This window comes from Flavobacterium sp. AK-345 (genome assembly GCF_058310175.1).
On the sequence record NZ_JBZEER010000001.1, the window covers coordinates 582,068 to 601,654 of the forward strand.

Here is a 19,587-nt window from a genome sequence, read left to right on the forward strand (position 1 = left end):
AATCAAATTTATTGTTTACGTTTGTTGCCCAAATTAGATTATTTTAATAAAATATAAAAGATACAGATGAATCAACCATTAGCATATGTTCATCCTGGCGCTAAAATCGCTAAAAATGTTGTAATTGAGCCTTTTACAACAATTCACAATAATGTTGTTATTGGTGATGGTACTTGGATTGGTTCAAATGTGACCATTATGGAAGGCGCCCGAATTGGTAAAAATTGCAATATTTTTCCAGGAGCGGTAATTTCTGCGGTGCCACAAGATTTAAAATTTGGCGGAGAAGATTCTCTTGCTATAATTGGTGACAATTGTACCATTAGAGAATGTGTTACTATAAATAGAGGTACAGTTGCTTCAGGACAAACTATTCTGGGAAACAATTGTTTAGTAATGGCTTACGCACACATTGCGCATGATTGCGAGATTGGAAACAATGCTATTATCGTAAACGGAGTTGCTCTTGCAGGTCACGTTGTGGTAGGAAATCATGCTGTAATTGGAGGTTTGGCAGCGATTCATCAATTTATTCATATTGGAGATCATGCTATGATTTCTGGTGGATCTTTGGTTAGAAAAGATGTTCCGCCATATACAAAAGCAGCAAAAGAGCCATTGTCTTATGTTGGTATCAATTCGGTTGGTTTAAGAAGAAGAGGATTTAGTACTGAAAAAATCAGAGAAATTCAGGAGATTTACAGAATTTTATACCAAAAAAATTACAATACAACTCAGGCTTTAAGTATTATTGAAGCGGAAATGGAAGCTACTCCTGAGAGAGATGAAATTTTAGATTTTATCAGAAATTCATCAAGAGGAATCATGAAAGGTTATTCAGGAAATTATTAATTTTAGTCCCGATAGCTATCGGGATAGATTTCTGATTTTAGATTTCTAATCTAAATATTAAAAAATAAAATTATCAAAAAAATGAAATGTAAGATTGATTCTTTATTTAGAATCTAAAATCTACATTCTAAAATCTAAAATAAAAACAAATGGCATCTACATCAGATATTAGAAACGGATTGTGTATTAAATTCAATCACGATATTTATAAAATTGTTGAATTTCTTCACGTAAAACCAGGAAAAGGGCCGGCTTTCGTAAGAACAAAATTAAGAAGTTTAACTACAGGAAGAGTATTAGATAATACATTTTCTGCAGGACATAAAATTGACGATGTGCGTGTAGAAACACATAATTATCAGTTTTTATATGCTGAAGGAGATGAGTTTCATTTTATGAATACAGAATCTTATGAGCAAATCTCTTTGAATAAAAATATTCTGGATGCTCCGGGATTGTTAAAAGAAGGAACAAGTGTAATGGTTCAGGTGAATACTGAAACTGATTTGCCTTTATCTGTAGATATGCCATCTTCTGTAGTTCTTGAAGTTACTTATGCTGAGCCAGGAGTAAAAGGAAATACCGCTACAAATGCAACAAAATCTGCTACGGTAGAAACAGGAGCAACTGTAAACGTTCCTTTATTCATCAACGAAGGTGATAAAATTAAAATTGATACAGCTTCAGGTTCTTACATGGAGCGTGTAAAAGAGTAGTTTTTTAATTAGATAATTTGTCAATGAGTCAATTAGAAAATTGATGCAGCAGCAGAAAATTGAATAATTTTGTTTTCTAATTGACACATTTCCTAATTGACACATTCTCTAATTGACAAATTTTCTAATTATAAAATATGAAATTTCCAAAAGTTCACTCTTTACGAGAAATTGCAAATTTGCTTGACTGCGAATTTATAGGAGACCAAGACTTTCCGGTTTTAGGTATGAACGAAATACATGTTGTCGAACCAGGCGATATTGTTTTTGTTGATCATCCAAAATATTATGATAAAGCTTTACAATCTGCAGCGACTATTGTTTTAATTAATAAAAAAGTAGATTGTCCTGAAGGTAAAGCACTTTTGATTTCTGATGATCCTTTCAGAGATTTCAATACCTTAACAAAACATTTTAGACCTTTTCAGGCAACAACTGTCTCGATTGCTCTTTCTGCAACTATTGGAGAAGGAACTGTAATTCAGCCTAATAGTTTTGTTGGAAATAATGTAACAATTGGAAAAAACTGTATAATACATCCAAATGTTACTATCTACGATCATACTGTAATTGGCGATAATGTGATTATTCACGCAGGAACTATTTTAGGCGCTGATGCTTTTTATTATAAAAAACGTCCGGATGGTTTTGATCAGTTAATTTCTGGTGGTAGAGTGGTAATCGAAAACAATGTTGGAATTGGCGCTCTTTGTACCATAGACAAAGGTGTAACAGGTGATACAACAATTGGAGAGGGAACTAAGCTTGATAATCAGGTGCATGTTGGTCATGATACAGTTATCGGTAAAAAATGTTTAATTGCATCACAAACCGGTATTGCTGGTTGCGTTGTTATTGAAGATGAAGTAACTATTTGGGGACAAGTTGGTACCACAAGCGGTATTACGATAGGAGCGAAGGCTGTTATTATGGGGCAAACAGGTGTTACTAAATCTGTTGAAGGCGGAAAATCTTATTTTGGAACTCCAATAGAAGAATCAAGAGAAAAATTAAAACAATTAGCCAATATCAAAAAGATTCCTGAAATTCTAAGTAAATTGAAGTAATATGTCTATAAAAGAATTTGTTCAAAAATTTTATAAGTCGGATGCCTTAATTGATAGCGAAATCATGAAAACTTATTTGCATCCCGATGTAAAGTTGGATTGGAATAGTACCAAAGGATTGATTGAGATGGATTATGATTCGATGCTCGCAATGGCCAATGAATTAAGTCGTGCTTATGTGCGATCTAAGGTGAGAATTAGCCATATAATTGCCGAAGATGATTTAGTTTCAATACGTTACTCACATTTCGTGAAAACGATTGAAAACCCACGAGAAGAAATGTTATTAGCTCATTTTGCTACAATTTGGCAAATTAAAGATGACAAACTTTATCGCGGTTATCAAATGAGTCAATTTTCTTAATTTTTTTGATGACAAAAAGGTTAAAATAGATTACAAAACCTTATTTTTGCAACACAATTTTAAAAACTACATAAAATATATATCATGAGTGTTTTAGTTAATAAAGATTCCAAAATAATTGTTCAAGGATTTACAGGAAGCGAAGGAACTTTCCATGCTTCTCAAATGATTGAGTACGGTACTAATGTTGTTGGTGGTGTTACTCCGGGAAAAGGAGGAACTAGCCATTTAGATCGTCCGGTTTTTAATACAGTAAAAGATGCTGTAGATCAAGCTGGAGCTGATACATCTATCATTTTTGTACCGCCGGCTTTTGCTGCTGATGCAATTATGGAAGCTGCTGACGCTGGAATTAAAGTAATTATTGCTATTACAGAAGGAATTCCTGTAGCAGATATGATTAAAGCAAATAATTATGTTAAAGAAAGAAATTCTAGATTAATCGGGCCAAACTGTCCGGGAGTTATTACTCCGGGTGAAGCTAAAGTTGGTATTATGCCAGGTTTTGTTTTCAAAAAAGGAACTGTTGGTATCGTTTCTAAATCAGGAACTTTAACTTATGAAGCTGCAGATCAGGTTGTAAAACAAGGTTTAGGAATTACTACAGCTATTGGTATTGGTGGAGATCCAATTATTGGAACTACAACTAAAGAAGCTGTTGAATTATTAATGAACGATCCAGAAACTGAAATCATCATTATGATTGGTGAAATTGGTGGTCAATTAGAAGCTGATGCTGCTAAATGGGTTAGAGCTGATGGTAACCGTAAACCAGTTGTTGGTTTTATCGCCGGAGAAACTGCTCCTGCTGGTAGAACAATGGGTCACGCAGGTGCTATTGTTGGTGGTTCTGATGATACAGCTGCTGCTAAAAAACAAATTATGAGAGACAACGGAATTCACGTTGTTGATTCACCAGCTGAAATTGGTAAAAAAGTAAAAGAAGTATTGGGTTAATCTCCAATGTTTTAAATAACAAATTCCAAAAAAGTCTCAATATTTGTTGAGACTTTTTTACATTTTTAAAATGTAGAGGAATAAATTAAAAACTTAGCAACTCAGTTTCTTAGAACCTCAGAAGCTTAAAAAAAGAAATATGTACAAAGAATTAAAAAAGTTTAAAGTAAGCAACAGTTTTACTTTTACAATCGAAGATAGTTTAGAACAAGTTTGTAATGCTCCCGAAGGTGGTGCAGGAATTTTTGTTGTATATGCTGTTGAAGGTGATGCGAAAGAATTAATAATGGTTGCTTCTACAGGAACTGTTCAAAACGACGGGACTTTGAAAAGCAAAAATGGAGGTTTATACGATAAAATCGTAAACGGACACCAATTTGCAAAAACAGGAAGAAAATATTCATGGCCTGCACAAATGAAATTAGAAAGTATTGAAGCTCTTGAAGTAGTTTGGTACGAAACTTTTAATGCAGATGTAAAAGCAATTCCAACTGCAGTTGAAGGACAGGTTTTACAAAATTTCTTAGATGAAAATGCAAAATTACCAAGATGGAATGTAGCTTTCTAAAAGCTGTTTAAAATAAAATTTCACGAAAAGCCTTGCTATTTATTTAGTAAGGCTTTTTTTATTAAGTGTTAGGATTTAAATTTTGAGCGTCATATATTTAGCATCCAAAAACAAACCAAAAATATGATAAAAAACTACTTATTATTACTGGCTTTATGCTTTTTCTCTTCTATTAATGCTCAGATACTTAATATTCCTGATGCTAATTTTAAGACAAAATTGCTTCTTGCTAGTACATCCAATCAAATTGCATCAGATGTCAATGGCTTAAGCATGAAAATTGATACTAATGACAATAAAGAAATAGAGGTTTCTGAAGCGTCTAAAGTTGGATATTTAACACTTACTAATTCACAATTAAGCTCTTTAGAAGGAATCTCGAATTTCAGTAATTTAAAATCATTGCAATGTGGTTCTAATTCATTGACAAATCTAAATGTTACAAGTTTATCAAAATTAGAAATTTTAAGATGCGATCGTAATTTACTTACTTCTTTAGAAATAGGTGGCTTAACTGAACTTATAGCTTTGTTTTGTGATGGTAATAAGCTTACAAGCTTAGATGTGGCCGCATTAAGTAAATTGGAGGCAATAAATTGCGAATACAATAAATTGACAGAATTGGATTTGACTTCTTCAAAGAATCTTTATTATGTAATTTGTGCTTCTAATGTTTTAACTTCATTAAAATTATCAGGTTTGTCTAAGCTTAATAATATTGATTGCCAATTTAATACTCTTAGCACATTCGAAATTAAAAATTTGCCTGCATTGCAGCGTTTAAATTGTAAGGTGAGTTTCTCTACAGCAACAATAGATCTTAGCGGTGTACCTAATCTTACGTGGTTAGATTGTAGTTCTAATAAGTTTACTTCTTTGGATGTGAGTAATTTAACTAAATTAAAGTATCTGGATTGTGGCTCAAATAAACTGACAACACTAGATGCAAGTAATTTAAAAAGCCTTACTGAATTATTATGCTGGAGAAACGAATTAACTAGTTTAAATGTAAATGGACTTGCCTTATTGGAATCTCTTAATTTTTCTGAAAATAAATTTACATCATTTACAGGAACGGGGCTAAGTAAAATTAAAAGCTTAGATCTTAGAGGAAATAAATTGACAAGCTTGGATGTTTCATCGTCAACAAGCCTTGAATCTTTATTTTGTTCTGAAAATTTATTGACGTCTTTAAACATTACTGGTTTAAATAATTTAAAAATGCTTTATTGTAATAATAATAAATTTACCAATTTAGATGTTACCGGCGCAGGAAAACTGACTTTTTTCTATTGTAAAAATAATATTTTGACTGATATCAATGTAAAAAATTTAGCCAATTTAACAGAGTTATATGTAGATACTAATCAATTGACAACTATTGACTTAACGGGTTTGACGAATTTAAGTAAGCTTTCGTGTTCTGCCAATAAATTCGCCGATATAAATTTGTTGGGACTAAATAATTTAACCGCTTTTTATTGCACGAGTAACGAATTAACTAAAATTGATTTAACAGGTTTAAGTAAATTAACGATTTTAGCTTGTGGAAAGAATAAATTAACCCATTTAGACCTGTCAGGTTTAAGTAATCTTATTTCCTTAAATTGTAATTATAATCAATTTTCTACATTAAATGTTTCTCCACTTACCAATTTAAGAGATTTCTATTGTACTAATAATCAAATTACTGACTTAGATCTTACTGGTCTTAGTAATCTTGGATTGCTGGAATGTGATAATAATTTGTTGACAAAACTGAATGTTTTGGGACTAAAGAAATTACAAATGCTTTCATTCAAAAATAATACTGTTGAAAGTATTGATTTAACTGGATTGCTAAATATTATAAAATTCGATTGTACAAACAATAAGTTAACTAATTTAGATTTTTCGACTGTTATTTACACTCCACAAGATGGTTATATGGGGCCGGGGACTTATATCTATGAATATGCAGATGGAAGTGCTATTTTTACTACTATGTGCGATTATAATTTAAATGATAATCAATTTGATTTTATTAATTTAAAAAACAGTAATGACTTTGATGCTGCATTTTTAAACAATCCGACTTTAAAATATATTTGTGTAAATGATAATAAAATCCAGGATATTGAAAAATCTATTAGTAAATATGGATATACAGATTGTCATGTAAACTCTTATTGTTCATTTAAGCCAGGAGGGACAAACTATGTTATTCAGGGAAATAGTAGAATAGACAGTAATAATAATGGCTGCGATGCTTTAGATATTCCAGCTTCCAACCTTAAATTTGTTATAGATGATACAATTAAAAACGAAAGTATTATTAATAATGTAACAGGCAACTACTTAATTCCCGTTTCAGAGGGAAGTTATAAAGTAACACCAACATTAGAAAGTCCTGATTATTTTACGGTTTCACCAAGTTTTGTAAATGTAATTTTTCCATCGATGGCGAGTCCTTTTGCCCAGGATTTCTGTTTAGTACCTAATGGTTCACATACAGATTTAGAAATCAATATATTACCAATTCAACCGGCAAGACCTGGTTTTGATGCTAAGTACAAAATCATTTATAAAAATAAAGGAAATGTAACGCAATCTGGTTCAGTAAATCTTGCTTTTGACGATTCTACTTTGAATTTTGTTTCTTCCAATGTTACTTTTTCCAGTCAGACAACCGGGGTTATTGCCTGGGATTTTACAAATTTAAAACCTTTTGAGTCTAAGGAAATTGAAATTGTCTTAAAAGTAAATACTCCAACACAAACTCCTGCAGTAAATAATAATGATATTTTAAGATACACTGCTAAAATAAATTCTGCTAATGCAGATGAAATAGAAACGGATAATACTTTTGAGTTAAACCAAACAGTTGTAGGTTCTTATGATCCAAACGATAAAACGTGTCTGGAAGGAAATGTGATTAAACCGGAATTAATTGGACAATATGTTCATTATATGATTCGTTTTGAAAATACCGGAAATTATCCTGCTGAAAATATTGTGGTAAAAGACATGATCGATTTATCGAAATTTGATATTGCAACTTTGGTTCCCACAAGTTCAAGTCATTCGTACACCACTAAAATTTCTGATGGAAATAAAGTAGAATTCATCTTCGAAAAAATAAAACTTCCATACGACGATGCTCATAATGATGGTTATATTGCTTTTAAAATTAAAACATTGCCAACATTATCCGTAGGCAATTCGTTTACAAATGAGGCAAATATTTATTTTGATTATAATTTTCCAATCTTAACTAATAAAGCAACTTCTACATTCAAAACTCTTGGCACTAAGGATTTCGATTTTTCTAATTATTTTAATATATATCCAAATCCTGCAAAGGACGTTTTGAATATTTCCTTAAAAAATAATATTGAAATAAATTCTATGTCAATTTATGATGTATTAGGACAATTGATAATTGCTGTTCCAAATCGTAAAAACGTTTCTACCATTGATGTTTCAAGATTGAGAGCAGGAAATTATTTATTGAAAATTAAAACAGACAAAGGGTCTTCTGTTGCAAAATTTATTAAGGAATAAACTTATAGAACTATCTGTAAAATCTCACAATTGTAAGGTTCTTCAAATAAAAATATTTTTTAACATTTATTTAAGAACCCTGATATAGTCAAAGGTAAGGAGCGGTTTCTAGATTAAGAAACCGCTCCTTTTTTGTAAATAAATTGCTTTTATATTTTTGCTTTTATATATTTATCGAACAATACGAAAGAATAATGTTAAAATACTATTCTGTTTGTATTAAGAAAAGCCTGTTTTGATAATTCCCACGCCTCGATAAATATGAAAAGCCAAACTTTAAACAATAAGTTTTTAGATGATAATACTCTTTGGAGTAATTTAAAAGCCGGTGATGAAAAATCTTTTTCCCAACTTTTTGAAAGATATTATAAGGATTTAGTTAGTTATGGAAATTCTCTTTCTCCTTTTGAAGAAAAGGTGCAGGACTGCGTTCAGGATGTTTTTGCAGATGTCTGGGTATATAGAACTACATTGCAGGAAAATGTTGTTGTAAAGGCGTATTTATTATCGAGCGTAAGAAAAAGAATTGCCCGTTTATTTCAAAGAGATCATATTTTTCGCAAAACAACTTCGACAGAAGCAATCGAATTTCTTTTTGACTTTTCTATAGAAAATGAACTCGTTGAAGATGAAGTGACTGCAGAACGTGTTTTATATTTGAATAAATTACTTAACGATTTACCTCCACGTCAAAAAGAAGCATTATATCTGCGATATCATCAGGGTTTGGCTGTAGAGCAAATTGCAGAATTATTAGATGTTAATTATCAATCGGCAAATAACTTATTATACCGTGGATTATTGAGCCTTCGTAAGGAATGGAAAGGCAATTTGTCCTATATTTTACTGCTATCTTCAGGCCTTTTTTGAATTTCTTAAAAAAAACTTAAAAAAAATCATAATTAAGTGAGTATACAATAAGAAAAGTGTCCTCTATGTTTTTGTAACCCTAATTCTAAGATGCAAAAACGTAATACTTATACCGAAATCGAAGATCTTTTAGCTGATCAGTCATTTCAATTGTGGATTTTATCTAAAATTGATGAACAAGGCTGGGAGGAATGGACTTTAGAAAATCGTCAACGAGCCAAATTAGTTGAAGATGCCAGACTTTTATTGTTAGCGATGAAAGTTACCGATGTTAATCTGTCTCAAAATGAGATTCATGAGGCATTGGAATCTACCTGGAAAAAAATCGAAGAAAAAGAAGATTTTAATAATACGAGATCAAAAATTTTCTATCTAAGAAAATATTGGCTAAGCGGCGTAGCTGCTCTTTTAATCATTTCATTATCATCAGTTTTAGCTTTTAGAAATAATAGCATGATTAACAATACTGTTGTCACCTATAATGAATTAATAGAAGAAAATAATGAGGGATTGGTGGAACAGACTAATAATTCAGATATTTCTCAAACTATCACATTATCTGATGGAAGTTCGGTTTTATTACAGCCAAAAAGTAAATTAAGTTATCCTAAAATCTTTACCGGGAATGAAAGAAAGGTGTATTTATCCGGCGAAGGTTTCTTTGAAATTAGTAAAAATCCCAAAAAGCCTTTTTTTGTTTACGCAAACGAAATTGTAACAAGAGTTGTTGGTACTAGTTTTAGAATTAAAGCTTATCAGGACCAGCAAAATGTTGAAGTTCTTGTTCGCACCGGTAAAGTAAGGGTAAAATCAAATAGTTTAATTTCGAATGCTACAGATCATGAAGTCGTACTTCTTCCAAATCAGGCACTTCGGTTTATTCGTAAGGATTTGGTTTTTAATAAAATAACCAATATTACAAAAGATGAAGCTTTGGTTCGTAGTGTAGGAAACATTGAACAATTAAGTTTTGAGTTTAACGATATTCCGATTGCTCAAATTTTCGAAACTATAGAACAAGCTTATTTAGTTGATATTGATTATCCTAAAGATAAATTAAATGATTGCCATTTGACCACATCACTTAGCGATCAGCCACTGCCGGAGAAACTTAAAATTATTTGTAAAAGCATTGGTAACGATACGAGTTTTGAAATGAATGGAAATCAAATTACCATAACATCAAAAGGCTGTAACTAAAAAATATTATTCAAGAAATTTAATTAAAACCCCTTAAACTAAAAATTTATAAATGCCTATGTAAGAATAAAATACATAAAAAAAGTGCCGAAATGCTGTAACATTATCGACACTTAAATTAATTGAATTGCTTTCTGTAAAAAGTAATTCATAGTGTTTCTTAAAATACACTCGAACAGTATTAATCAAAACAAACCAAAATTATGAAAAAACCAGTTGTTAAACAACGATTACTCCACCGAATCATGAAAATAACGCTATTTCAGTTTGTCTTAGCACTTGTATTTTCAAGTGTTACAATGGCGAACAGTGTAAATGGACAAAGAAAACTAGATACAAAAGTTACGATTACTGTTTCAGATTTAACTTTAGATAATGCTTTATCTAAATTGCAAAAATCTGCACATGTAAAGTTTTCGTACAATTCAAGATTGCCGCAATTAAACCAAAAAGTTACAATTGAGGCCAATCAGGAAGTTTTGTCTAGTGTACTTAATCGAATTTTAAAACCCTTTAATATTACTTTCTCTGAGGTAAGTAATCAGATTATTTTACAGAAGGACAATTCATTAGAACCTTTTTCGAACTTAGATAGTAATAATTCTTTATTTGATGCGCTAATGGCAGGGCCCATCATTAAAGGAAAAGTTACTGATCCGTCTGGTGTGCCGCTTCCTGGCGCAACGGTTATGGCTAAAGGAACTAAAGTTGCTGTATTAACAGATTTTGACGGAAACTTTTCTATCGAAATGCCTGCAAATAGTACCGCTTTAGTAATTTCTTATGTTGGAATGGAAACCAAAGAAATTGGTATTGAAAATACTTCTCCTACTGTAATTTTGAACGAATCAGGCCAAAACCTGAAAGAAGTGATAGTTACAACAGGTTATGAAAAAACATCGAAAAGAACTTTTACAGGAGCAATCAGTAAAATTTCGGGAGCAGAATTAAAAGTAGACGGAGTTGTAGATGTGAGCAGAATGATTGAAGGTAAAGCTGCTGGTGTAACAGTACAAAACATTACAGGAACATTTGGTACAGCTCCAAAAATTACAGTTCGTGGATCTTCTTCTATTTTTGGAGATACAAAACCGCTATGGGTAATTGATGGTGTTGTTCAGGAAGATATTATCAATTTGACATTTGCAGATTTAGCGTCTGGTAATTCAGAGACTTTATTGAGTTCGTCTATTGCTGGTTTAAATGCCAATGATATTCAAAATATTGAAATTTTAAAAGATGCTTCAGCAACTTCTATTTATGGTTCAAGATCATTAAATGGAGTTGTGGTTATTACTACAAAACAAGGTCGTAGAGATGCACCTTTAAAAGTGAGTTATTCATTGGAACAAACTGTTAGAGCAGTTCCAAATTACAGCCAGTATGATATCCTGAATTCTCAGGAATCTATGAGTATTTTCAAAGAAATGGAATCTAAAGGATATCTGGATTTACCTTCAACAGTAAATGGAAGATACGGAGGAGCTTACAATATTTTAGGTAGAGCAATAAATACTTATGTGCCAGAAACAGGTGGTTATTTGGTTAATAATGATCCTGTTAGCCGTAATAATTTCTTAAAGAAATACGAACAGGCAAATACAGACTGGTTTAGTGTATTATTTAGACCATCTATTACACAAAATCACTCTTTGAGTTTTTCTGGAGGTGGTAAAAACAATACATTTTATGCTTCTTTAGGATATTATACAGATCCGGGATGGACTATTGCTGATGATGTCAAACAAATTTCATCAAATATTAAAGGTACATTTTATGTAAATGACAGATTAAATGTAACGCTTTCTACTATGGCTTCGGTTCGTGATCAAGGTGCACCGGGAAGTTATGAAAGCGAAAAAGATGTTGTTTTTGGTAAAGTAACCCGTGATTTTGATATCAACCCATTTAACTATGTATTAAATACAAGTAGAACTTTAAGACCATATGATGAAAATGGTAATCTGGAATACTACAGAAACAACTGGGCTAAAATGAATATTATCAATGAATTGGCAAACAATTTCATGGAAATTCAGGTTAAAGATATTCGTTTTCAATTGGATTTAGATTATAAAATTAATCCACACTTAAACTATAATTTAACAGGTTCTGCACGTTTTGCAAACACAAGTCGTGAGCACAAGATTATGGAAAATTCAAACGTAGTTGGAGCTTATAAAGCTGGAACTCCGGATGGTGAAGACGGTGTTAATACATTGGTTAGAGATCAAAATATATTTTTATATCAAGATCCAAATGATTTAACGGCTCCTAAAGTTTCTGTATTGCCAAATGGTGGTTTCTTAAGAAAATTTACAAATGACATGACTTCTTATAACTTAAGAAATAGTGTTAGCTATAGAAATACATTAGATGATAAACACGAATTAGAAGGTTTATTTGGTACAGAATTAAGAGTTGTAGACAGAGGCAGTGATAATTTTACCGCTGCAGGTTTACAATACGACAGAGGTTTAACTGCTTTTACAGACCCAAGATTAATTGAAAAAATTATCAACGGAGGAGATTCTTATTATGGATTTAATGAAGAAAAAGAAAGAACAGTAGGTTTCTTCGGAAAAGTTGGTTATACGTACGATCGTCGTTATACAGCTTCTGTTACAGGACGTTATGATGGATCAAACAGACAAGGGAACAGTGATTCATCAAGATGGCTGCCAACTTATACTTTTAGTGGAAAATGGAATGTTGCCGAAGAAAAGTTCATGAAAAATGTTGAATCTGTAAATACTTTAGCTTTAAGAGCTTCTTACGGACTTACTGCAACTGCAGGACCTGCAACAAACTCATTGGCGATTTACAAAAGTTATATCACAGATCGTTTTGGTCTTGACGACAGAGAATCAGGGATTAATATTGAAGAATTACAAAATGGAAATTTAACATGGGAAAAACAATTCGAAACCAACATTGGTGTTGATCTTGGAATGTTTAACAACAGAGTACAGTTTACTTCGGACATTTACAGCCGTAAAGCTTTTGATTTGGTTGATTATGTAATCACTTCAGGAATTGGAGGTCAAAGAATCAGACAAGGAAATAATGCTGATATGGAAACCAAAGGTCTTGAGATTGGTTTTACAACAAAAAATATTGATAATCGTGATTTTAAATGGTCTACAACACTTAATTTTTCTGTTTATTCTCAAAAAATCACAAAACTTGAAAATACACCAACCGCATTTGATTTAGTTGATGCAAATGGAGGAAATTCAATTGGTCATCCAAGAAATTCATTGTATTCTTATCAATTTACGGGTTTAAATAATCAGGGATTACCAACTTTTATTCTACAAGACGGAGCAGATAATAATATTACAGAAGCGAATTTTCAGGACAATTTGGATGTGACTAAATATTTGAAATACGAAGGTTCTATTGAGCCAAATAAATCACTTGGTTTAGCCAATACATTTACATACAAAAATTGGTCTTTATACGTATTCTTTGTAGGATCAGGAGGTAACAAAGTACGTTTAAATCCTATTTATGATAGTACTTATGATGATTTAACAGTATTCACTAAAGATTTTACAAACCGTTGGATTAATCCGGGTGATGAAAACTTTACAAATGTACCTGTTATTGCAGACAGACGTTTGAATGCAAATTATGGCGGGGAACGTACATTGGCAAGAGCTTATAATACCTATAATTATTCTGATGCCCGTATTGCCGATGGAGATTTTGTAAGGCTTAAAAATATTTCATTAAGCTGGGAGTTTCCTAATGATTTCAAGAAAAAATTAGGATTAAGCACATTTACTTTAAAAGGATCTGCAGTTAACCCATGGTTAATTTATTCAGACAAAAAATTAAATGGTCAGGATCCTGAGTTCCGTAATTCTGGAGGTGTTGCCATGCCGGTTACGTCTCAATACACTTTTACTTTAAACATTTCATTATAATAGTTCAAAAACATGAAAAAATTAAAAATAACTTTATCGCTATTAATACTTATGAGTATTACTAGTTGTGATGATTTCTTGTCAGAGAAGCCAGATAACAGAACTGAAATAGATACCCCGGATAAAATATCAGAAATATTAGTGGGAGCTTATCCTCAAATGAGTTATTTTGATATTGCTGAAACAATGTCAGATAATGTTTTTGATAGTGGTATGGCAGAAACATTAATAAAAAACGAACAAAATTATAACTGGGAAATTCAGACAGAAACTACTGATATTGATACTCAGGCCTATTACTGGGATGCTTGCTATAAAGCAATTGCACATGCAAACAAAGCTTTGGAAGCAATAGATCAATTGGGAAATACTGCTGACTTAAATCCTCAAAAAGGAGAAGCACTTATAGCTAGGGCTTATGCTCATTTTATGTTGGTTTCATTATGGTCGCAACGCTATAACCCTGCAACAGCTTCGACAGATTTAGGTATCCCGTATGTTACAAAACCTGAAACAGAATTAATAACAAAATACACAAGAAATACTGTAGCAGAAGTTTTTAAGTTTATTGAAAACGATATTGAAGAAGGTTTAAAATATGTAGCCAACGACTACAAAGAACCAAAATTTCATTTTACTAAAAATGCTGCAAAAGCTTTTGCAAGCCGTTTTTACTTAGTAAAAGGAGATTGGGACAAAGTAATTTCTTTATCTGATGATTTAGGAAACAGACCTGTTGGCAAACTAAGAAATCATTTAGTATATGAAGGTATAGGTGTAAATGATCAGAGATTAGCTTATGCAAGTAGTGATGCCGAAACAAATCTATTGATAGTTTCTGCAAACTCTATTGTAAGCAGATCGTATTACTCAAACCGTTTTTATCTTTCAGGCCCGCGTTATCAACAAATATTTGGACCGGCGACTAATATTTTTGCAAAGGCTTGGTATTATAACTTTTATTCATCAAATAGTAGTATAACTGTATTTCAGCCTAAATTTTACGAATATTTTAAATACTCAAATGTTACGGCAGGAATTGGAGATCCTTATGTTGCTGAAGTTTTATTAAGCAATGACGAATTTTTCTTAAATAGAATTGAAGCTCACGTAATGAAAGGCGAAATTAATGTTGCCAATGATGAGCTTGAATATTTCTGGTCAACAAGAACTGTAGGCTATGCAGCAGCCGATAAAGTTACAGAAGCTAAAGTGGTAGCAAAATATCCGGTTATTGCCGATGAATATACGCCATTTTACGCAATAACTCCTGTACAAACTTCATATGTAAAAGCAATTGCAGAAACAAGACGAAGAGATTTTGTGCACGAAGGAATGAGATGGTTTGATGTAAAACGTTTCAACATTGTTGTTAATCATGAAACAGCCAACAAGCCCGTAAATACATTAGTAAAAGATGATAAGCGAAGAGCATTGCAAATTCCGCTTCATGCAACAAATACAGGTGTAGAGTTAAATCCTAGATAATATTAAAAGCAAATTCTTATGAAACTAATAAAATATAAAAATATAGCATTATTGCTTCTTGTTTCAATAGTTGCAATTTCATGCGCACAAGATGAGCAGCCGGGTGATAGTCAATTAGATTATACGCAGCCTGAAAAAACAGCATTGGATAACTGGATTGCAACCACTTATTTAAATCCATACAATATTAATGTACAATATAAATGGAATCAAAATACAGTAGACAATAGTCGATTTTTATTTCCTCCAACAGTAGAAAAAGTTCAGCCAGCGCTTGAAATTGTTGAGACAATATGGCTTAAAAGTTATGCCACAGTTGGTGGTGCAGATTTTGTTAAAAAAATTGCTCCAAGAGAAATTGTTTTGGTAGGAGGTGTAAACTTGAATAGCGTAGGAACCAGAACACTTGGTATTGCAGAAGGAGGACAGCGTGTTACTTTGTTTGAAACAGATTATATAGATCAATCAGATCGTGAGAATGTTTCAGAATTTATTCATACAATACAACATGAGTATATCCATATTTTGAATCAGCACAAACCTTTTGACGAAAAATCATGGTCGGCCATAACTCCGGGAGGATACGTAGCAGATTGGTACAATTATGAAATTCCCGAATCAAACGAAATTGGATTCATTACAAGTTATGCAAGATCAAATATTAATGAAGATTTTGCCGAAACAGCTTCAATGATATTGATATATTCAAAAGATGAGTATGAAGCTTTCTTGGATGGCATTCAAGATCCAACAGCTTATGCAGCATTAAAAGCAAAAGAAGCATTGGTAGTGAAATATTTTAAAGAAGCATTTGATATGGATTTTTATGCATTACGAGATGCAGCCGAAATCAATACAAGTACTGTAATAACTAATTAAACCAAGTATTATGAAAATTAAAAACATATATAAGTTCTTATTTGCATCATTTTTGGCACTGCAATTGAGCGCCTGCGACAATAATACTGATGCAGAACCAAAATTTGATCAAACACCAACTGAACGATTAAATGCCCAGAAAGCAGAATTAAATGAAGCATTACTTTCTTCTCCGGAAGGCTGGAAAGCAGTTTATTTTACAGATAACACCGTTTTAGGCGGTTATACGCATTTGTTTAAATTTGCTGCTAATGGAACTGTCGAAATGGCTTCTGATTTTGATGATGTTTCAAAAACTTATTTAAGTGAAGTTAGTGAATATCAAATACAGCTAGGAAGTACTGTAAGTTTAGTATTTACAACAAAAAACAAAATACACTTATTATCTGACTCAAACGATTATCCAATTGATGCTTTAACATCAGAGGGATATCGTGGAGATTTTCAGTTTTTGTATTACGGACAAGAAAATGGTGAAATTATTTTCAGAACAAATAGAAACAACCAGGAGTTGCGTTTTGTAAAAGCAACAAAAGAAGATTGGGATGATTTAGTCTTAAATTTTGATATGATCCCAAATATTATTGGAGATCCAACATTAGGACTTTACAGAGGTTTGGAAGTAAATAACGGAACAACTAAAACAACTTACGATTTTAATCCGTTTTCTACAGTAACACGCCACACTACAATCACCGATGCCGCAGGTTCATATGATATGGGTATTGGTTATGCTCCAAACGGTTTGGTAGTTAGTCCTCCCGTAGTTGTTGGAAATCAGAAACTAAGCAATTTTATTTTTAATGAAACAGATGGAAGTTTTACAGCTACAGGAACAAATGGTGTTAGCGCATCAATTAAATATTCTGATGTTCCATTTTTACTTACTGATGATTATAAAATATTACTTTCAGGAAGAGCATATTCGAGATTTGGTTACTATACAGATGATTATACTGTAGATGCACCTACTAATTCAGCATTGTTTAATGAAGAAATAGCAAAAATAGATGCCAGTTTACCTGCTGGTCAGTATATTACAGGGGTGCAGTTGTATATGAACCACTCACTTGGAACTTTCATTTACTACACTTTCGCTGGACGAGGAGCACTTCAGCATTTTGTTGATGTACAGGAAGATGTAGCTGGTAAAAAGATCATTTTAAAACATAAATCATGGAATGGAAATACAACAGCAGCAACGCCTGCATTTCTTGCTAGTTTCGATAATTATTTAATGGATACTAACGGAATCTATGTTAAAAAAGAAAGCTTTAAATTAGGATATTCAAATACGGTTTACACATTTAAAAGTTTATCAAGCACATTTAGAATGACTACTTGGCAGCTTAATTAATAGTTTTAGTTTTTATTTATTTTGAAGAAAAAGCAGCTCAAATTTTGGGCTGCTTTTTTAACTTAAACATGTGCGTTATAAATATGAAAAAGTATATCACACAAACAAATATCACTTTATTTTTATGGGGTCCAATACTCCTTGTGATATCAAGGTTCTATCCGGATTATACAAGATATTATTTATATCTCTCCATAATCGTCATGATTACATTTATGGTTTTAAAGATGATAAAACAAAGAAAGGAAGACAAACTAAATGATACAAAAGAGTTTCGGGCATCTGTTTATAAAATGTTTTTTATGATGGTAGTATTGCTAATAGTTTTCTTTTTCATAACAAAGCAATAATATTCGAAAGTTTTAGTCTTGATTTATTTTGAAAAAAGCAGTCAATTTAGGATTGTTTTTTGATTTTTATTTATGAGAAATAAAATTTTATATTTTGATATTTAAAACGACTATTTTTCTTATATTTAGCCTGAAAACTAAATGTTTGCATTTATTTTCTGTCTGAAACTCAACAGATAAAAACGATTGAGAATACAAAAACAAACAACCTGATTATTATGTTAAAAACAATTTTAAATTTTGAAGGAGTTGAAGTATTAAGTATGAAGGAACAAAAACACACAGTTGGAGGCGATCCGTATCAGACAGTTTGCACAATACCATGGACGGCATTTCCTTATTCAGGCCCATGCGTTATGCTTCCGCAAGATTCACCTGGACCCGCTCCTTTATAATAAAGTAATTAATAGCTTAAAAAAAATACCAGTAGAAAGAAACTACTGGTTTTTTTATGTGTTTTTTTAAAGAGAAAAAATATTGATTCTTAGATTCAAAAGGATTTTTCAAAGCTTATTGCAGTTCTTATTTTTTTTAAAAAAGGAATTATCATATATTTGACGTATCATTCAAAGACCCCGAATGATTCAGATTTTTCTGTAATATATAATTACAGAAATAACTAAAATAAATATTAATATTAATTTTGAATATGAAATTACTAGAAGGAAAAGTTGCCATCATTACAGGCGCTAGTCGTGGAATTGGAAAAGGAATTGCTGAAGTTTTCGCTAAACATGGTGCAAACGTCGTTTTTACATACAGTTCATCTGTAGAGTCAGCTCAGGCTTTAGAAGCAGAATTGAACGGTTTAGGAGTTAAAGCAAAAGGTTACCAATCAAATGCAGCTGATTTTAATGAAGCGCAAACTTTTGTTGACGCTGTTTTGGCAGATTTTGGAACAGTTGATATTTTAATTAACAACGCCGGAATCACAAAAGATAATTTATTGATGCGTATGTCAGAAGCTGATTTTGATCAGGTTATAGCTGTAAATCTAAAGTCAGTATTTAATATGACAAAGGCAATTCAAAAAACATTCTTAAAACAACGCGCAGGTTCTATTATCAATATTAGTTCAGTAGTTGGAGTTTCTGGAAACGCGGGACAAACAAATTATGCAGCCTCAAAAGCCGGTGCAATTGGTTTTACAAAATCTGTAGCATTAGAGTTGGGTTCACGCAACATTCGTTGCAATGCAATTGCTCCGGGATTTATCGAAACCGAAATGACTGCAAAATTACCAGAAGATGTAGTAAAAGGATGGAGAGACGGAATTCCGTTAAAACGTGGCGGAACTACAGAAGATGTAGCAAACGCATGTCTTTTCTTAGCTTCAGATTTAAGTGCTTATGTTACAGGACAAGTACTTAATGTTTGTGGAGGAATGCTTACTTAATATGTTAATTGTTAATGGTTTGTTGTTTATTGTTCTTCAACCAAAAAC

15 protein-coding genes are annotated in these 19,587 nt (G+C 32.0%); all 15 read left to right on the forward strand.

Features of this window, described 5'->3' with window-relative positions:
- Positions 1–66: 66 nt before the first annotated feature.
- The 15 genes from lpxA (at position 67) to fabG (ending at position 19,539) form a co-directional block, all read left to right on the forward strand.
- Positions 67–852: an acyl-ACP--UDP-N-acetylglucosamine O-acyltransferase gene (lpxA, locus tag AC4FQ3_RS02685; protein ID WP_029270176.1), complete on the forward strand. Its 786-nt coding sequence runs from the start codon at positions 67–69 to the stop codon at positions 850–852.
- A gap of 149 nt (positions 853–1,001) precedes the next feature.
- Entirely contained in the window at positions 1,002–1,568 is a 567-nt protein-coding gene (gene efp / locus AC4FQ3_RS02690; RefSeq protein WP_042567042.1) for an elongation factor P, read from the forward strand.
- Positions 1,569–1,705: 137 nt separating this feature from the next.
- On the forward strand, positions 1,706–2,635 hold the full coding sequence (locus AC4FQ3_RS02695) for a UDP-3-O-(3-hydroxymyristoyl)glucosamine N-acyltransferase (RefSeq protein ID WP_491180765.1): 930 nt from the start codon (positions 1,706–1,708) through the stop codon (positions 2,633–2,635).
- Position 2,636: 1 nt separating this feature from the next.
- Positions 2,637–2,999, forward strand: coding sequence for a nuclear transport factor 2 family protein (locus tag AC4FQ3_RS02700; protein ID WP_042567040.1), 363 nt, complete (start codon positions 2,637–2,639; stop codon positions 2,997–2,999).
- An 84-nt stretch (positions 3,000–3,083) separates the two neighbouring features.
- Positions 3,084–3,956, forward strand: coding sequence for a succinate--CoA ligase subunit alpha (gene sucD / locus AC4FQ3_RS02705; RefSeq protein ID WP_007808093.1), 873 nt, complete (start codon positions 3,084–3,086; stop codon positions 3,954–3,956).
- Between the two features lie 139 nt (positions 3,957–4,095).
- Positions 4,096–4,524 (forward strand): hypothetical protein, encoded by a 429-nt coding sequence (locus AC4FQ3_RS02710; protein WP_073394161.1) that lies wholly within the window; start codon positions 4,096–4,098, stop codon positions 4,522–4,524.
- A 123-nt stretch (positions 4,525–4,647) separates the two neighbouring features.
- Positions 4,648–8,067: a T9SS type A sorting domain-containing protein gene (locus AC4FQ3_RS02715; protein ID WP_491180766.1), complete on the forward strand. Its 3,420-nt coding sequence runs from the start codon at positions 4,648–4,650 to the stop codon at positions 8,065–8,067.
- 261 nt (positions 8,068–8,328) lie between these two features.
- Positions 8,329–8,937 carry an RNA polymerase sigma factor gene (locus tag AC4FQ3_RS02720; RefSeq protein ID WP_491180767.1) on the forward strand — a complete coding sequence of 203 codons (609 nt, stop codon included), beginning with the start codon at positions 8,329–8,331 and terminating at the stop codon, positions 8,935–8,937.
- A 90-nt stretch (positions 8,938–9,027) separates the two neighbouring features.
- Complete coding sequence (locus tag AC4FQ3_RS02725) at positions 9,028–10,137, forward strand: FecR family protein (RefSeq protein WP_491180768.1); 1,110 nt, start codon at positions 9,028–9,030, stop codon at positions 10,135–10,137.
- Between the two features lie 203 nt (positions 10,138–10,340).
- The gene (locus AC4FQ3_RS02730) at positions 10,341–14,069 is read left to right on the forward strand and encodes a SusC/RagA family TonB-linked outer membrane protein (protein WP_491180769.1); all 3,729 of its coding nucleotides are present in this window, start codon (positions 10,341–10,343) and stop codon (positions 14,067–14,069) included.
- A 12-nt stretch (positions 14,070–14,081) separates the two neighbouring features.
- On the forward strand, positions 14,082–15,557 hold the full coding sequence (locus AC4FQ3_RS02735) for a RagB/SusD family nutrient uptake outer membrane protein (RefSeq protein WP_491180770.1): 1,476 nt from the start codon (positions 14,082–14,084) through the stop codon (positions 15,555–15,557).
- Between the two features lie 18 nt (positions 15,558–15,575).
- Positions 15,576–16,436, forward strand: coding sequence for a substrate import-associated zinc metallohydrolase lipoprotein (locus AC4FQ3_RS02740; protein WP_491180771.1), 861 nt, complete (start codon positions 15,576–15,578; stop codon positions 16,434–16,436).
- 10 nt (positions 16,437–16,446) lie between these two features.
- Positions 16,447–17,793, forward strand: a complete 1,347-nt coding sequence (locus tag AC4FQ3_RS02745) for a DUF4302 domain-containing protein (protein WP_491180772.1) — start codon at positions 16,447–16,449, stop codon at positions 17,791–17,793.
- Between the two features lie 568 nt (positions 17,794–18,361).
- Positions 18,362–18,538, forward strand: a complete 177-nt coding sequence (locus tag AC4FQ3_RS02750) for a hypothetical protein (RefSeq protein ID WP_491180773.1) — start codon at positions 18,362–18,364, stop codon at positions 18,536–18,538.
- Positions 18,539–18,792: 254 nt separating this feature from the next.
- A complete protein-coding gene (gene fabG / locus AC4FQ3_RS02755; RefSeq protein ID WP_491180774.1) occupies positions 18,793–19,539 on the forward strand; it encodes a 3-oxoacyl-[acyl-carrier-protein] reductase in 747 nt (248 codons plus the stop codon).
- Positions 19,540–19,587: the final 48 nt, after the last annotated feature.

Excerpts from the sequence above, each read along its gene's own strand:
- lpxA (WP_029270176.1), top strand. The coding sequence starts at position 67 with ATGAATCAACCATTAGCATATGTTCATCCTGGCGCTAAAATCGCTAAA.
- efp (WP_042567042.1), top strand. The coding sequence starts at position 1,002 with ATGGCATCTACATCAGATATTAGAAACGGATTGTGTATTAAATTCAAT.
- AC4FQ3_RS02695 (WP_491180765.1), top strand. The coding sequence starts at position 1,706 with ATGAAATTTCCAAAAGTTCACTCTTTACGAGAAATTGCAAATTTGCTT.
- AC4FQ3_RS02700 (WP_042567040.1), top strand. The coding sequence starts at position 2,637 with ATGTCTATAAAAGAATTTGTTCAAAAATTTTATAAGTCGGATGCCTTA.
- sucD (WP_007808093.1), top strand. The coding sequence starts at position 3,084 with ATGAGTGTTTTAGTTAATAAAGATTCCAAAATAATTGTTCAAGGATTT.
- AC4FQ3_RS02710 (WP_073394161.1), top strand. The coding sequence starts at position 4,096 with ATGTACAAAGAATTAAAAAAGTTTAAAGTAAGCAACAGTTTTACTTTT.
- AC4FQ3_RS02715 (WP_491180766.1), top strand. The coding sequence starts at position 4,648 with ATGATAAAAAACTACTTATTATTACTGGCTTTATGCTTTTTCTCTTCT.
- AC4FQ3_RS02720 (WP_491180767.1), top strand. The coding sequence starts at position 8,329 with ATGAAAAGCCAAACTTTAAACAATAAGTTTTTAGATGATAATACTCTT.
- AC4FQ3_RS02725 (WP_491180768.1), top strand. The coding sequence starts at position 9,028 with ATGCAAAAACGTAATACTTATACCGAAATCGAAGATCTTTTAGCTGAT.
- AC4FQ3_RS02730 (WP_491180769.1), top strand. The coding sequence starts at position 10,341 with ATGAAAAAACCAGTTGTTAAACAACGATTACTCCACCGAATCATGAAA.
- AC4FQ3_RS02735 (WP_491180770.1), top strand. The coding sequence starts at position 14,082 with ATGAAAAAATTAAAAATAACTTTATCGCTATTAATACTTATGAGTATT.
- AC4FQ3_RS02740 (WP_491180771.1), top strand. The coding sequence starts at position 15,576 with ATGAAACTAATAAAATATAAAAATATAGCATTATTGCTTCTTGTTTCA.
- AC4FQ3_RS02745 (WP_491180772.1), top strand. The coding sequence starts at position 16,447 with ATGAAAATTAAAAACATATATAAGTTCTTATTTGCATCATTTTTGGCA.
- AC4FQ3_RS02750 (WP_491180773.1), top strand. The coding sequence starts at position 18,362 with ATGTTAAAAACAATTTTAAATTTTGAAGGAGTTGAAGTATTAAGTATG.
- fabG (WP_491180774.1), top strand. The coding sequence starts at position 18,793 with ATGAAATTACTAGAAGGAAAAGTTGCCATCATTACAGGCGCTAGTCGT.